Genomic DNA, 14446 nt, shown 5'->3' with positions numbered 1-14446 from the left:
GTTTTGTTTTGCTTTTGAAGGTTTTCCAAATAGGTTAAAATGGGTATAAGATTACTTTAGCAAGGCATGAAAGTGGCAGCTGTGCTGCTCAATATGAATAGAGTCTGGAGGAATTTGAATGCAAAGGGCACAAAAGGGCGTTACAGATGAAATTCTCCATAATATAAAGGTCCATCTAGGCGACGAAAGATTTTTGAGAAGAGGCATACTACTACATGTACCAAAAGAAGAATTCCCTATCAAGTCTAAGCTCATATGTGATTTTTTGAGTGGCGAAGCATTTGAAAAAGGCGCAAGAAAGATGATTGAAAAAAAAGATTTTTCATGCAAAAGGGCTCTTGAAATAATAAGGCCCCTAATGGATGAAATGGCCCGGGGAAAGGAGCCAGAGGACTGGCTCAAGTACGCTTACCAGTATCTGCTGTCCAAGTCATTCCCCGAGTCTGTCGAAATGATACTATCAAAAGACATTGAGGGGCCCACGCTTTTATATTTGGAATTTTGCAGGCTCATAAACGAGGAGCAAAAAAAGACGGATGACGGAACGTGGCAAAGCAGATATCCCTTTGAATTTCTGACTGACGCCGAAGTGAGGGAGCTTGAAGATTTCGGCGAGTATGAAAGGCTCAAGGAGGCATTAGGGAAGGAATATATATACGAGCTCATGAAGCTCAATCAGGAGATAACAGAATACAACAACCTCGACCACATATGCGGCGTTCACTTTCTGGCACTATTTATAGGAAGGCAGTTCAAGAGCGCGGGTATACCTGTGGACCTGGGAAGGGTGTCCGGCGCTGGCCTTGGGCACGACATAGGAAAGTACGGCTGCAAGACTGCCGAGCTCAAGCGTGTTCCATACCTTCACTACTATTACACTGACCAGTGGTTCAAAAGGCATGACATATCGTATATAGGCAATGTGGCTCTAAATCACTCTGTGTGGGATCTCGAGCCAGAAAATCTTTCGCTTGAATCGCTGATTCTAATATATTCGGATTTCAGGGTAAAAAACAACTCCGACGGCGACATGCATATATATAGCCTGAAGGAATCCTTCGACGTCATACTTGACAAGCTTGACAACGTTGATGATGCAAAGAGAAAAAGATACCTCAAGGTATACAACAAGATAAAGGACTTTGAGGATTTCATGATAGATATAGGCATACAAGTGATTCCCACAAAAGGGGAAGTAGCATATTCGGTGCCGCAGAAGAAATATTACGCTCTTATGAGCGGCGGTGACGTGGTTGAAAACTTCAAGTATCTTGCGGTTAGCCACAATATAAACCTGATGCACAGGCTGCGAAACGAGCTTTCGCTTAATCAGATAATTGAGCTTGCAAGGAGCGAGCGTGACTGGAACAACCTGCGCAAATATCTGGAGATATTCGAGGAATACTCTACGTATCTTACGCAAAGACAAAAGTACATCACCATGAGATTCCTTTACGAAAAGCTAATACACCCCGAGGACGACATAAGGAGGCGCTGCAGCGAAATAATAGGAAAGCTGATTGCGAATTTCGACGAGGAGTACAGGAAGGATGTGCCTGATGATGTAGAGCTGTCGCCGCCCGAGATGACAGGCTTTCAGGTGCTCGACAAATTCATGAAGCTTTTTCTATACCCGGATCACAATATAATAAGAATCCACCAGCAGTGGATAGGCGAAGCTCTAAGTATGATGCTGCAGGCGGTTTTCAGGAATTCCAAAGCCAAGAGTACGGGCGGATTCGTCGAGGTTCTCGCAGCCTACTATCAAAAGGGCGGAGGCTACAGTGACAGCATGCATCTTCACCTTCTAGGAAGCCTTCAGTTCATCCCGTTTTCAGCTCAGATGGCGCACTCGGGCGTGTTCCTTAAATACCTGGAGGATACCACTTCAAGCAGCGAGCAGACAGTTAGGCTTTTGGCATACGAAGTGCTCGGCGATATGGAAAAGTGCGGAAAATTTAGAGAAGAATATCTCGAGCAAATGCTTGTCAATCTGCTGGAAAAGGAGAGATTGCTTGAAGACAAATACGAAAAGTGGGCCATCAGGAAGCTCATAAGGGGGCTTAAAAAGGGCGAAATAGCATTCGAGAGTTTGGAACTGGAGCAGACGGAGATATCAGAGATATTCCTGAGCAATTTCAAGAACACTACAAGCTGGGTTATAAAAAGAAGCAACATTGAGCTGTTGCTCGAATATTCGCTCACAAATCTCCAAAGCTACGGCCTGTACACGGCGCTGCATTTTTGCAATCTACTCAAGGTCAGCCCGAACGAGAGCACCAGACTAAAATCAGGCGAGGCTCTGCTCAAGATGTTTCCGCTGCTTCCCCAGGAACAGGGCTACGATGTGGCCATAGAGCTATTTAGATCGCTTGAAATAGAAGAATACCAGTTCACCAAGTATATACCCCATTATCTTGGGCAGATACTAATGTACCTCTCTCCCGAGAACATGGAGAGCATAACGGACGACCTGAGCGAGAAGATGAAAAGGTCGGGGGCAAGGGTTAATTCACTGCTGCTAAGGACCATCGGGGTTTGCATAGCAAATTATGCGAAATATAAGGTGCATTTTGACGAAAAGAGCGAAAAATATGAAAAGAGATTCACAAAGAAGCTGGGGATACTCCTTAGCGGGCTTGCGCACAATGACAACCAGGTCAAGCAGATGGCCTTTAGCGTCATAGGCAGCGAGATATTCGGGAATCCAGACATAGAACTTGAACACAAGAGTGACATATTTGCGCTCATTGCAAAGAAGATACTCACGCTTATAGCGGCTGAAAAGCAGGAGGAGCTGACGTTTCTCAACAACTCGGCAGTGCTTAACAACATATACAGGTTTATATCTGACTATATGTTCCTGAATGGTGAAATACAGCTCAAGGCTCCGGAAAAAATTGCGTTTTTCCCGGGGACTTTCGATCCGTTTTCGCTCAGCCACAGGGAGATAGCAAGGGCTATAAGGAAGAAGGGGTTTGAAGTATACCTGGCCGTGGATGAATTTTCATGGTCGAAAAGCACTCAGCCAAACATGATAAGAAGAAACATAATTAACATGTCAATAGCTGACGAGCTGAGCGTCTACATTTATCCGGAGGATTTCCCTGTAAATCTTACTAATGCAAAAGACCTCAAGGTTCTGAGACAGAATTTCAAAAGGCAGGATGTATATATAGTGGTGGGCAGCGATGTAGTTCTAAACGCAACTGCATACAGGGCTCCGGTAACTGAAAACTCCATACAGACATTTCCTCATGTGGTTTTTGAAAGAAGGAGCCATTTTGAGACAGAGGATACCGACAAGGTGCTTGACAAGGCGCTTGAAAACATAAAGGCACCAATAATAAAGCTGTTCCTGCCTCCAAGGTACGAGGATGTGAGTTCCACGAGAATAAGGAATTATATCGATGAAAACCGCGACATATCAAAGCTTGTGGACCCAATGGTGCAAAGGTATATATATGACAACGGCCTCTACAGGAGAGAGCCCTCGTACAAGTCTCTCATACAAAAGCTTCAGTTCGACATAGAAATAGTATCAGATATAAGGGACTCGCTTATAGAAACCCTTGCGCTAAATTTCCACCACGAGGAATACAACAGCGCACTTGAGAGGCTGCAGGAATTTTCTGAAAAGCCGCTAGCCAGCATACTGATAGTCAAGGACAACCAGAAAAACAACAAAATAATAGGTTATTCGGCATTCCACTGGCTCGCTTCCAGCCAGATATTCAACGAATTCAAGGACAGCCTTATATCAGAATCCATAAGAGAGCAATATACGGGCAGGATAATTCTGGTCAGCGGGATTTTCATAGACAGAAACTGCGGAATAGAGAATCTAAACCAGATAATCCTGACGGAGACTCTTTCTCACTGTATTTCAAGGGACTATGGCTATGCGGTTTATATTAACAACATAGACATGGAGCAGGATGAGGAGCTTTATGAAACGCTCCAGCTGCAGGGTTTCATAAAGCAAAGGGGCACACACGAAAAAAGAGGCGTATTTGCTGTCAACATGAGCAGACCGTGTAGCCTGTATCTTGACATAAGGAACATAATGAAATTCCCTTTCCGTGATAATCCGGCAGTTGTCAGGCAGATAAATATTGCAAGGAAAAGGCTGCAAAAGGCGCTTGCGGAGCTATACCCTGGAAATCTGGTCTTGTCGTTTGACAGAAGGGTCATGGAAGAGACTCTAATGAAGAAGATATGCAGGGAAAATGGCGTGCCTACAACGCCTCTGAACCCAAGGAGACTGGGGGATTCTATGTGTGTGCCGTTTGGAAATGTCCTAAACAGGCTGACCATTCCAAACACAGTGACAAAGGCGCTCCACACCGAAAAAATATTTGAAAGGGACATGTCATCCTTCAGGATAGAGCAGTTCCCGCACTATCTTAATCTTGAAAACCAGATAAAGATGATCAAGTCATTCAAACGGCCCGTTATACTAATCGACGACATACTAAACAAGGGCTACAGGATAAAGGTGCTGGACCCGCTGCTTAAAAAAGAGGACGTGCAGGTCAAAAAGATAATAGTGGGCATGCTCTCAGGCAGGGGCAAGGAGCTCATGGACATACAGGGCAGGGCTGTCGACAGCGCATATTTCATACCTAACCTGAGGATTTGGTTCACAGAGCAGCTGCTTTATCCTTTCATGGGAGGAGACGCCCTCTGGAGGGAGTACAGTCCAAAGAGCAACATAATACCATCATTGAACATGGTGCTGCCGTACGCCTATCCGAGCTTTATCAGGGGGGCTTCAAGGGAGAGCATATTCGAGCTTTCGAAGATATGTCTTGAAAACTCAATGGACATATTGAGGGTTCTCGAGAGCGAATACGAGAACATAAACGAGAGAAATCTGACTCTGGGGCTGCTGGGCGAGGTGTTCCTGTATCCTAGGTGTCCAGAAATGGGAAAAGACGTGAGGTACGATCTTAACATGAACCCCTCATCATTCCTCGAGGACCAGCTGGAATATCTCAAAAGGCTCGAGGCGGGATTCAAATAGCATTTTGGAGGTAAAAAAACATGGCGATTAAATATTACAGATTAAGCGAGAGAATGCTAATATCAAGAGAAGAAATAGACGGCTTGCCTTCACTGAGCAGGGAGGAAGCCGAAGCTTTTGAAGGTCTTGCGTGCTTTGCTGGCAGGCTGGAGAAGGGTATGTCCAGGAGGGCGTTTTCGGTGTCGGATGCATCACTGCTTGAACTTGAAAACGAAGGCATAGGGCTTTTAAAGACGGGCGAGGAAGCTAGCGTTGAAGCGGACGATATAATTCTTCGCAAAATAAGAGAAGGGAAGCTCATGTATGTCAACACATCATATCCAAACTGGCGGGAAGCCTGCAGTGCAAGGCTTCCCAAAAGCTGGAGAATAAACGTTGTCGGAATGGGCGATGTGGGAGGAATGCTTCTTACGGGACTGAGGCTTCTTGGCGGAGACGATGTGGAGAGCATAGGTATATACGACAGGGATGAGAGCAAGATGCAAAGGTGGCATCTTGAAGCTGGCCAGATATATTCGCAGTTTGACGGCAAGAAGTATCCTCCGGTCAGAAAGCTTGGCGAGGATGAGCTTTTTGACTGCGACATGATTGCGTTTTGCGTGTCGGTAGGTGTCCCTCCTGTCGGACAGGCAGTCAAGGATGTAAGGATGGTCCAGTTCGAGCAGAACTCCAAAATAATAGGTGAGTACGGAAAAATGGCATATAAAACAGGCTTCAAGGGAATATTCGCAGTCGTCTCAGACCCGGTCGATCCATTGTGCAAGGCGCTCTACATCGCAAGCAACAAGGGCGATGACGGGCAGCTGCACTACGGGGGCCTGGCTCCAGAGCAGATAAGAGGCTATGGATTAGGTGTTATGAATGCAAGGGCTGTATACTACTCTATGCAGAATGAGCGACTAGCCGGATACAAAGAGCACGGCAGAGCGTTCGGACCGCATGGAGAGGGTCTTGTGATTGCAAACAGCATAAGTGACTACAATGATGAGCTCTCGCAGGAGCTCACGCAAAAGGCCAAGCATGCAAACATTGAAGTTAGAAATACGGGCTTCAAGCCGTATATAGCCCCTGCGCTCTCTTCGGGCGCGCTTTCGCTCCTATCAACAATAAAAGGAGAGTGGCATTACAGCTCAACATATATGGGAGGCGTATTCATAGGTGCGAAAAACAGGCTTACGGATTCAGGAACAGAGCTAGAAAGGCTCGATTTGGACGATAAGCTCTTTGAAAGGTTGACCGAAACATACGAACATCTCAAATCAATAATATAGACATGTGGGTTTAGGCCGCTGCGTTGCCGACTGGCATGCCTGAAAGAGGGGATTAGGCGTGGAGAATGTTTATATTGTAAGCGCGGATGGATATTCAGAGCAGCTTTCACACATGATAGGTGCGGCCTCTGGCAGTTGCAAAAGGATATATGTGCATGATGCAGGTCATGCTGGCGAACTTGCTGGAAAGAGGATAATTTTTGCGGCTGAGCCTAATGAAATAGGTGTGGACCTAAAACTGCTTCAGTTGCTGTTGGATATAGTGGAAGTTAGTCCTCGCGCATTTGAAGGATCTGTGGGGGCGTTGATAGTCCACAGCAAAAGTGAAATTTACACAAAAAGCTGCGCAACGCATCTGATTTTTGTTGCGAATCAGATGGGCTGCGCCTTTATAGGGCATCCACTCGTAGAGGCTGTAAGAGGCTTAAAGAACTATTCGACCTGGAAGAAGGTCTTCAAGGAGAACACGCTCAGCGAAATATGCATGATGCAATGCGAAAAGCTTGGGCAAAGGCTTATGGAATACAAGCCGGTAAGATCTCAAGCGCCGAAAATAACGGTGCTTCATTCTAGCTCAAGAAAAACATCGAACACGTTGATGCTCTGGAACATGGTTGAGGAGAATCTGGTGAAAATGGGCTGCGCGGTCAGGCAGATACATGTCGAAAATGAGAATCTCACTGACTGCAGGGGGTGCTCGTTCAAGCTTTGCATGCACTACGGAGAGCAAAAAAGCTGCTTCTACGGCGGGCTTGTAGTTCAGGAGGTGTTCCCGGCAGTAGAGGAATGCGATGCGCTCGTGCTGCTTTGCCCTAATTACAACGATTCGATAGCGGCCAATCTTATGGCAGTAATCAACAGGCTTACTGCGCTCTACAGGCAAATGAGCTTCTACGAAAAAGCGTTGTTTGGGGTTGTGGTCTCTGGAAATTCAGGCAATGATTCGGTAGCAAGGCAGCTTCTGGGAGCGCTCAACATTAATAAGGGTTTTAGACTGCCGCCTGAATTCGCCCTTATGGAAATTGCAAACGATCCGGGCTCCATAAAAAGAGTGCAGGACATAAGAAAAAGGGCTGAAAGCTTCGCAGAGATGATTGTCAGGGAGATTAAGAAATAGCAAGCGAATTATTTTGCTATAAAAATTAAATATTATTGTTGACAGTAAAAATGTGGTTTGGTATCATGAATGTAACAGTTGAATACGGTTTTGAAAATAAATTCTAAGAGCAGGAAGAGTAGTTGGAATGTTCTATAAACAGCGAGTCGGGGTTGGTGGAAGCCGATTTTAGAGTATCTGATGAATGGGTCTGTGAGAAGCAGGGTGAAATCTTTTGAGAGTATCCTAAGCCGGGAGTCCCCCGTTACAGGGACAGGATATCGGGAGCAATCTCCGTATCTATAAGAGATGGATGGCATTAAGCCTTCTAACTTGGGTGGCACCGCGAAGAGCATGGTTCTTCGTCCCATATATCATATGTGGGATGATGGACCATTTTTTTATTTTCAAAACAAGGCAAAAAAATCTATAAATACAAAAATATGGAGGGGTTATTATGAATTTAAGAAAAAATGTTCTTACAGCGCTTTTGCTAGCAATAGGTTTTATCTTGCACCAGATAGTGCCGGGAGCCTTGGGGGCCATGAAATTTGACATAATGCTTGCGATGATATTTGTTGCGATATTTATAAACAGCGACGTTAAAAATGTCGTGCTGGCAGCTTTAATGGGAGGAATTATAACAGCGCTTACCACGACATTCCCTGGCGGACAGCTCCCAAATATAATTGACAAGATAGTGACTTGTGCGGCTGTGTATGCAATGATTAAGCTGGCTCTAAAGTTCACGCCGGAACTTAACCAGGTTGCAGTAATAGTTATATCGTTTGTAGGAACTATAATAAGCGGAGCTGTATTCCTATACTCTGCACTTTTGATAGTTGGACTTCCAGCACCTTTCACAGCGCTTTTCATGGGAATAGTGCTTCCTACGGCAGTGGCAAATGTATTCGTAACTATAGTAATATATAATGCAGTGAAGATGGCCCTTAAGGCGTCTGGATTTTCGATGGCAAGGTAGTAGACACGCATTGCGTAAATTAAATGATTGATATAGCTTAAAAAGACCTTCGGATTTTATTTTAATCCGGAGGTCTTTTTTGTTGTTTACTTTGACGGGCAAGGGGTAATAATTAGACCAATGGAATCCGATTCCATTTATGATGGATAATTGTATATTCGGAGGTGGTGTTATGAGCTGGGCAGAAGTGAACTTTCATGTAATAGAAAATCTGGACGAGACCTCAGTAACATACGCTGTAGAATTTATTGACGGACTCATAATGTGCGGCATATCAAGCAGGGCAAGCGATATACACATACATCCTGCAAAAGGCCACACAGAAATAAGGCTTAGAATAGATGGGAAACTCCTTGTTGGACCGGGGATAAAAAAGAAAGGCATGAGAGTATAATATCCAGGCTGAAAGTCATAGCAGGCATGGATATTGCCGAAAAACGGATTCCACAGGATGGAAGAGTTGTAAAGACATTGGGCGAGAGCGAATACGACCTTAGGATAGCCACAATTGCTACTGTCTTTGGAGAAAAGGCTGTAATAAGGATACTTGAGAAGGATGAGTTCAGATTCAGTCTTAATAATATCGGAATAAAAGCTGATGATGCAGAAAAAATCAAAAGCTGTCTTTCGGGAACGGGAGGAATGATATTGATAAGCGGGCCGACAGGCTCAGGCAAGACTACCACGCTGTATTCTATATTGAATTTCATAAAGAAGGATTCAAAAAACATAATAACGGTTGAGGATCCGGTCGAGTATACAATCGGAGAGGTATCTCAAATACAAGTAAACAGGCAGATAGGCCTGGATTTTGCCGAAGGCTTGAGGGCCGCATTGCGCCATGATCCCGATGTGATAATGATTGGTGAGATACGTGACACCGAGACGGCTAGCATAGCAATGCGAGCAGCTATAACAGGACACCTTGTGCTTAGCACTATTCATACTAATGACTCGGCAAGCACTGTGACCAGACTTATGAATATGGGAATCCCGCCATATATAATTTCAGCATCGCTTAAATGCGTAATAGCGCAGCGGCTTGTCAGAAAGCTGTGCGATAAATGCAAAAGCAGCTGCAAGATTGCTGTGGCAGAAAAAGCAGCGCTTTATATGGCGGATTGTGAAACGGAGGATTTCCACTCGGCAAGAGGATGCAGCTGTTGTTCAGGAACCGGATACCACGGCAGGATGGGGGTGTACGAATTGCTCTACATTGACAGGGATTTGCGGGAAGCAATAACCCAGGGCCAGCCTCAGCAGAGAATAAGAGATATGGCAAATGAAAAAGGCATGGCAACTATGCTTGAAAACGCAGCAAGCCTCGTCATTGATGGAACGACATCCATGGATGAAATATCACAGTTGCTGGTTAGTAGAGAATAGTTCTAAGGGGTGATGGGGATAAGGATTTTTGCATATTCAGGATTGAGCGGAAAACGAAGTTACCGCTGTGGAATTTTGAAGGCAGTCAGTCAGAAGGAAGCAATAATTAAGCTTTCTGAAAGCGGCATATGTGCAATTTGTATAGTTGAATTATTGCTGCCACATGACATTTTTTCACCTGACTTAAGGAAAAAGCATCTTGCAATATCGGAATTTTTTGGACAGCTTCATTTTTTGATTTTCTCTGGAGTCAGTATAACAGAGGCTCTACACATCATGGACGGAGCAGCAGGCTATGCGAGCAGGTATTCAAAGGCTATTTCATCAAATATAAACAAAGGCGCTTCGATTTCGGAAGCAATGAAACAGGCGGAGTCATACTTTCCTGGCTTGGCTATAGAAGTCATGGCATATGCGGAAAACAGCGGCCGGATAGAAAACATATGCAAAAAATTGTCAGAATACTACTACAGCATGTACAGCATCAAGAGAGAAGTAAAATCAGCGCTTTCATATCCTATGTTGGTGTTGTTTTTTTGCTTTTTTTCAGTGGGATTTATAGTTGTCTTTGTTATGCCCAGCTTGTCTGATTTGTTTTCTGCAAGTGATGTAGGCTTAGACGGAGCAAGCGGAGCGATAATTGAAGTTTCAAGATTTGTAAACGGAAACATGCACATGCTTTTGGCGGGCATGGCAGGCATTGTTTTTATTGCTGCATGCTTTTACAGAGCTTTAGCAAGAAATGACGGAGTATGGAGTTTGCTTTCAAAGGTGCCTCATATCGGAAAAATCAGGAGTAATGCCATATCATCCATGTTTGCAGGCTTGCTCTCCATGAGCATGGAGAGTGGGATCCCTGTCTACAGCGCGGTTGAAATGGCCAGGAATGCTCTTGAGTGCAGTGAATACAGGAAAAGCATGCTTAAAATCAAAGACTCAATTGCTGCAGGTGAGAGCATGTCGATGGCCATTGCTGGCGCAGATTTCTTCCCGGAGGAGTTTGCAGCTATGGTGAAAATAGGTGAGGGATCGGGGGATCTGTCAGGGATGATGCACAAAATTTCATGCTACTTCGAAAAACAGATGGAATGCTCCATCAAAAGAGCCGTATCACTTGTGGGGCCGCTGCTTATAATGGGAGTAACAGCAATCATCGGAGCGGTCTCGTATGTTGTTATGACACCAATGCTAAGAATCGCAAACAGCATAATATAGTAAGTAAGGGTAAATAGGCCATAAAAAACAGGAGGTATTAGAAATGAAGAAAATACTGGCAATACTAAGATGTAAAGGTGGATTTTCTCTGCTCGAGGTGCTAATGGCTATAACGATAATAGCGGTTATAATGGCGATAATTTCGCCGGATATTGCAAGTGCCGGACATAAGGCAAAACTCAGAGCAGATACGGCTTCGGCAGCATGCATAGGAAGAGCTATAGAACTGTATGTAGCGGAGGAAAATATTAACGTTGCAGAGGACTTTGACGAGGCAAAAATGGATACAGTTTTGGTAGGGAAGGGATATATCACCAGCATAAGCGCCCCCAGGAGTGGAGGAGCATGGACTGCACAATATAACGGAAAAAAAGTAACAGTTAAGGCGGGAGACAGCGAGCTTTATCCCGAGCCGGTAAAAGATGAGGGACAAACAGATGTTACCTCCCCATAGATTAGTGTGGATAAATGAGGATAGCAGAGTTGTAATTGCATTAAAAACGGCAGAAGGGATTCGTAAGGCTGCTGTTGCCAAAAAGAGTGAAGGAGGCACCAGGACATTCGATTTTGAAGGCCTGAATGAAGCTCTTGAGGTTTTGGGCTGCCCGGCAAAGAGAATAGCCGAAATAACTTACATTGAAAATTCCAGCAGATACAGCTTTGGTGTAGTTAATACGCACTATGAGCGCAGGCAAAGGATTGTGCGTGCCATGGCGGAGAATCAGTTTCTTGGGGCAAACAGTATTGACGAAAGAGAACACATTATAAGCTCAAGACTTGTAGAAGAAGACGGTGAAACGGCTCGCCATATTGTATGCGCGCTTGAGACCGTGGGCATAGCTTCGGCATTTGAGATTTCCAAGCGCCACAAAATGAAAATGTCGGGTATATACGCAGGCATAGATGCCGGAATTTGTGCATATATGAACAGGAGTTTTGGAGGGGAAGGCTCCTTAGGCGTTATAGCATTGGACTGCGGATATTCGTATGCTGTAGCCGTAATGCATCATAGCAGGCCGCTGGAGGCATTCAGGGCAAAAAAATCGGAATACGCAAGGGCTGCAGAAAGAATAAAAGAGGCTATATCAAGCTGCGCCAGAAGAACACTTGACGATTTTGTAGTACTCTCGAATGAAGGGGATTATTTTGCAGAGCATGTTATTCGCGGCGCTGGAATAAAGACTGACAATCTGATTATTTTGGGAGAGGTTCAGGAATATATTCTGGAGGGGATTTTCATGGGATGAGCAAGTGCGCCATGAACTTTGAGGGCTTATATAGGAAAAGTATAAGGAAGAAATCAATAAAGAGCAATATGGTGCTTGTTGCAGCTGCGATTTTTGCAATTTCAATAGCTGCAGTCGATTTGACGGCTGCGGCATATATAAGGGAAGTGTTGGCAAGCCAGGACATAGCGGCTGCCGAAGATGCAGAAAAAGCATATGAAGCTAATATCGAATACGTAGATATGTTCAGTGAGCATTTTTCGAGCGGGATACTCGATTCGTCAAGGTTGAAAGCTGTAGAAGATATGCTTCTTATTCAAATTGAGGGAGTGGAGATGGAGAAGATCATATGCAATTCTGATTTGCTCAGTATTCAGGGAAGCAGCAGTGAGTATTCGGGAATAATGAGGTATTGTAATTTTGTTGACGAATGTCAGGGTGTGCAGGGCGATGTGATTGTTGAAAGCATTAATAGAGAAAATAGAGATGAATACGGGCATTACGATTTTTTGCTAAGCCTTGACTTAAAAAAGGCGGCTGCCAAATGAAAAGAAAGAGTTTGTTTGCAATATGCCTGATTTTGTTAGCTGCAGTCTATGCTAAATTTAATCTCGAGGCTAATTTAAAACAGGCATTAAAGCTCTACAATGAAAAAGCACACCCGCAGGCAGCTGAGCAAATAAAAAAGAAGGCAGCTAAGGCGCAAGAAAAATCGGAGATTCTAAGCTATAAAATGGATTTTACATCAAGCCAACAGGATGTTCTCTTGTTTCTGGAGGGCAGATACAGGCTTCTGGGGCTTGAACTTGTATCTGAAAGACATCGCATAGAAGAGATAGCAAACGGCGCCGATTCTCGTAAAATTTCGCTGTACGAGGTGGAACTCAATATGAGCGGCAGCCCAGCTCAGATTGTTGAATTTACTAAGTCGGTACAACTGCAGGAGGCTTGCATAGGAATTAGAGAAATGGGAGTAGCTCGTGCAAAGGACGGCAGCTTTGAGTGCACAATGCTGCTTGTCTTAGCTGGAAACAGCTATTGACGGGTGCCGCTATGGCTAAAAATAACCATAATTTAAATCAAAGAGGATTTTTGCTGCTTGAAAGCGCCGCCGCCATTTTACTCATAAGCATCTTAATGGTTTCATTTACGGAGATATTCTTTGATTGCACGCTCTCTATACTAAGATCAAAGGAGAAGGCCCGGGCGTTCAACACAGCACAGCTATATGCTGAAATGCTTGTAAATATTGAAGAGGATGAATTTTTCGATAAATATTCAGACAATATAATCGAAGAGGGCGAATTTGATGTAAAAACACGCATAGACATAATTACGGAGCGAAAAAGCGGCGAGGAGGGCAGCCGGGGTACGTTGCTAATTACCGTGCTGGTTTTAAAAAATGACGAGCCACTGGCGGAGCTTAAGACTTTCAAAGGAGCAGGATGGGAAAATGCGCGATGAAAAAGGTTCGGCTCTTATTATGGGTATAATCTCAATGCTCATACTCTGGACTCTTGGCATGACGCTGGTGCTTATTACAGCCAGGAATGCCAGCGCCAGGGAGCTTGCTGCCAGCCATAAGAGAAGTTTTTACATAGCTGATGGAGGTTTGAGTCTCGCAAAGGAGGTCCTGCTTATAAATGTGGAAGCCGCATTTGCAGATTGTCTCGACAAACTGGACGCTTATATGGATGAAGAGCTGGAGGATTTTCTGCTGATTGAGCTTGAAAAAGAACTCAGTGGAAAGGATAGCCAGTATATGGAGCTCGAGTATTGTGAGGATGGAAATGTCACGGCGCGTCTCAGCAGAGAGAATGTTGACAGTCACTTGAACGAGATTTTTAAAAAGGTGTACTGGTACTATATCTTGACTGAGAAGCGCCTGGAAGTCGTGAGGCAAATAGAAGATGTCGACTTTGAAGACGTGCTTATAAACGTAAAGAATGACTACATTAAATTTGACCTGGTGGACGCCTTTGTTATGGAGGTAGCCGCTTCAAAGTCGATTGGAGCGACAAGATGCGTTATAGAGTGCAGACTGGGCATCAAGATACCCGATTCGGGCTTTGGGCATATAGAATATGAACTGTATACAAAACATTTGGGCAAAAGCATTGAATTGGGCGAAGGCGTATACAGGGAGCTTTATTTGGAGGTGCCTAAAAGCGTTGATGCAAGAGGCGTGCTGGATTTAGAAAGCCTGGTCAGTATGAGCGGCTGGGTAAGAAGAAGGTGATTTGC

13 protein-coding genes and 1 other annotated feature are annotated in these 14446 nt (G+C 44.5%); all 13 genes read left to right on the top strand.

Going from position 1 to position 14446, the window contains the following annotated elements; all coding sequences use genetic code 11:
* The first annotated feature begins 118 nt into the window (after positions 1 to 118).
* The 13 genes from EAL2_RS07550 to EAL2_RS07495 all read left to right on the top strand — a co-directional run bounded on the left by EAL2_RS07550 (position 119) and on the right by EAL2_RS07495 (position 14441).
* On the top strand, positions 119 to 5026 hold the full coding sequence (locus tag EAL2_RS07550) for a cytidyltransferase (RefSeq protein WP_025435793.1): 4908 nt from the start codon (positions 119 to 121) through the stop codon (positions 5024 to 5026).
* A gap of 20 nt (positions 5027 to 5046) precedes the next feature.
* Entirely contained in the window at positions 5047 to 6297 is a 1251-nt protein-coding gene (locus tag EAL2_RS07545) for a Rossmann-fold NAD(P)-binding domain-containing protein (RefSeq protein ID WP_038601945.1), read from the top strand.
* Positions 6298 to 6355: 58 nt separating this feature from the next.
* Positions 6356 to 7414 carry a flavodoxin family protein gene (locus EAL2_RS07540; protein WP_025435791.1) on the top strand — a complete coding sequence of 353 codons (1059 nt, stop codon included), beginning with the start codon at positions 6356 to 6358 and terminating at the stop codon, positions 7412 to 7414.
* 96 nt (positions 7415 to 7510) lie between these two features.
* Positions 7511 to 7766 (top strand) — a binding site (T-box leader).
* Positions 7767 to 7850: 84 nt separating this feature from the next.
* Positions 7851 to 8375 (top strand): tryptophan transporter, encoded by a 525-nt coding sequence (locus tag EAL2_RS07535; protein WP_025435790.1) that lies wholly within the window; start codon positions 7851 to 7853, stop codon positions 8373 to 8375.
* A 172-nt stretch (positions 8376 to 8547) separates the two neighbouring features.
* Complete coding sequence (locus EAL2_RS14790) at positions 8548 to 8769, top strand: hypothetical protein (RefSeq protein ID WP_051489120.1); 222 nt, start codon at positions 8548 to 8550, stop codon at positions 8767 to 8769.
* Between the two features lie 26 nt (positions 8770 to 8795).
* On the top strand, positions 8796 to 9761 hold the full coding sequence (locus EAL2_RS07530) for a GspE/PulE family protein (protein WP_051489119.1): 966 nt from the start codon (positions 8796 to 8798) through the stop codon (positions 9759 to 9761).
* Between the two features lie 75 nt (positions 9762 to 9836).
* On the top strand, positions 9837 to 10976 hold the full coding sequence (locus tag EAL2_RS07525) for a type II secretion system F family protein (protein ID WP_207641137.1): 1140 nt from the start codon (positions 9837 to 9839) through the stop codon (positions 10974 to 10976).
* Positions 10977 to 11019: 43 nt separating this feature from the next.
* Complete coding sequence (locus EAL2_RS07520) at positions 11020 to 11430, top strand: competence type IV pilus major pilin ComGC (protein ID WP_025435788.1); 411 nt, start codon at positions 11020 to 11022, stop codon at positions 11428 to 11430.
* 4 nt (positions 11431 to 11434) lie between these two features.
* Complete coding sequence (locus tag EAL2_RS07515; protein ID WP_025435787.1) at positions 11435 to 12223, top strand: hypothetical protein; 789 nt, start codon at positions 11435 to 11437, stop codon at positions 12221 to 12223.
* Positions 12220 to 12750 carry a hypothetical protein gene (locus EAL2_RS07510; protein ID WP_025435786.1) on the top strand — a complete coding sequence of 177 codons (531 nt, stop codon included), beginning with the start codon at positions 12220 to 12222 and terminating at the stop codon, positions 12748 to 12750. Before EAL2_RS07515 ends, EAL2_RS07510 begins: the two co-directional genes overlap by 4 nt.
* Positions 12747 to 13244: a hypothetical protein gene (locus EAL2_RS07505; RefSeq protein WP_025435785.1), complete on the top strand. Its 498-nt coding sequence runs from the start codon at positions 12747 to 12749 to the stop codon at positions 13242 to 13244. Before EAL2_RS07510 ends, EAL2_RS07505 begins: the two co-directional genes overlap by 4 nt.
* Positions 13245 to 13255: 11 nt before the next feature.
* Positions 13256 to 13666: a type II secretion system protein gene (locus EAL2_RS07500; protein ID WP_148295979.1), complete on the top strand. Its 411-nt coding sequence runs from the start codon at positions 13256 to 13258 to the stop codon at positions 13664 to 13666.
* On the top strand, positions 13656 to 14441 hold the full coding sequence (locus EAL2_RS07495; RefSeq protein ID WP_025435783.1) for a hypothetical protein: 786 nt from the start codon (positions 13656 to 13658) through the stop codon (positions 14439 to 14441). The genes EAL2_RS07500 and EAL2_RS07495 overlap by 11 nt, the downstream gene beginning before the upstream one ends.
* The last annotated feature ends 5 nt before the right edge of the window (positions 14442 to 14446 follow it).

This window comes from Peptoclostridium acidaminophilum DSM 3953 (assembly GCF_000597865.1).
Classification (GTDB): Bacteria; Bacillota; Clostridia; order Peptostreptococcales; family Peptostreptococcaceae; genus Peptoclostridium_A; species Peptoclostridium_A acidaminophilum.
The sequence above is the reverse complement of the archived record's forward strand: the minus strand, read 5'-3'. Positions and strand labels throughout refer to the sequence as shown.

Bases quoted from the DNA above. Each gene is read 5' to 3' on its own strand.
- EAL2_RS07535 (WP_025435790.1), top strand. From the start codon at position 7,851: ATGAATTTAAGAAAAAATGTTCTTACAGCGCTTTTGCTAGCAATAGGT.
- EAL2_RS07495 (WP_025435783.1), top strand. From the start codon at position 13,656: ATGCGCGATGAAAAAGGTTCGGCTCTTATTATGGGTATAATCTCAATG.
- EAL2_RS07500 (WP_148295979.1), top strand. From the start codon at position 13,256: ATGGCTAAAAATAACCATAATTTAAATCAAAGAGGATTTTTGCTGCTT.
- EAL2_RS07550 (WP_025435793.1), top strand. From the start codon at position 119: ATGCAAAGGGCACAAAAGGGCGTTACAGATGAAATTCTCCATAATATA.
- EAL2_RS07530 (WP_051489119.1), top strand. From the start codon at position 8,796: ATGGATATTGCCGAAAAACGGATTCCACAGGATGGAAGAGTTGTAAAG.
- EAL2_RS07510 (WP_025435786.1), top strand. From the start codon at position 12,220: ATGAGCAAGTGCGCCATGAACTTTGAGGGCTTATATAGGAAAAGTATA.
- EAL2_RS07505 (WP_025435785.1), top strand. From the start codon at position 12,747: ATGAAAAGAAAGAGTTTGTTTGCAATATGCCTGATTTTGTTAGCTGCA.
- EAL2_RS07520 (WP_025435788.1), top strand. From the start codon at position 11,020: ATGAAGAAAATACTGGCAATACTAAGATGTAAAGGTGGATTTTCTCTG.
- EAL2_RS07545 (WP_038601945.1), top strand. From the start codon at position 5,047: ATGGCGATTAAATATTACAGATTAAGCGAGAGAATGCTAATATCAAGA.
- EAL2_RS14790 (WP_051489120.1), top strand. From the start codon at position 8,548: ATGAGCTGGGCAGAAGTGAACTTTCATGTAATAGAAAATCTGGACGAG.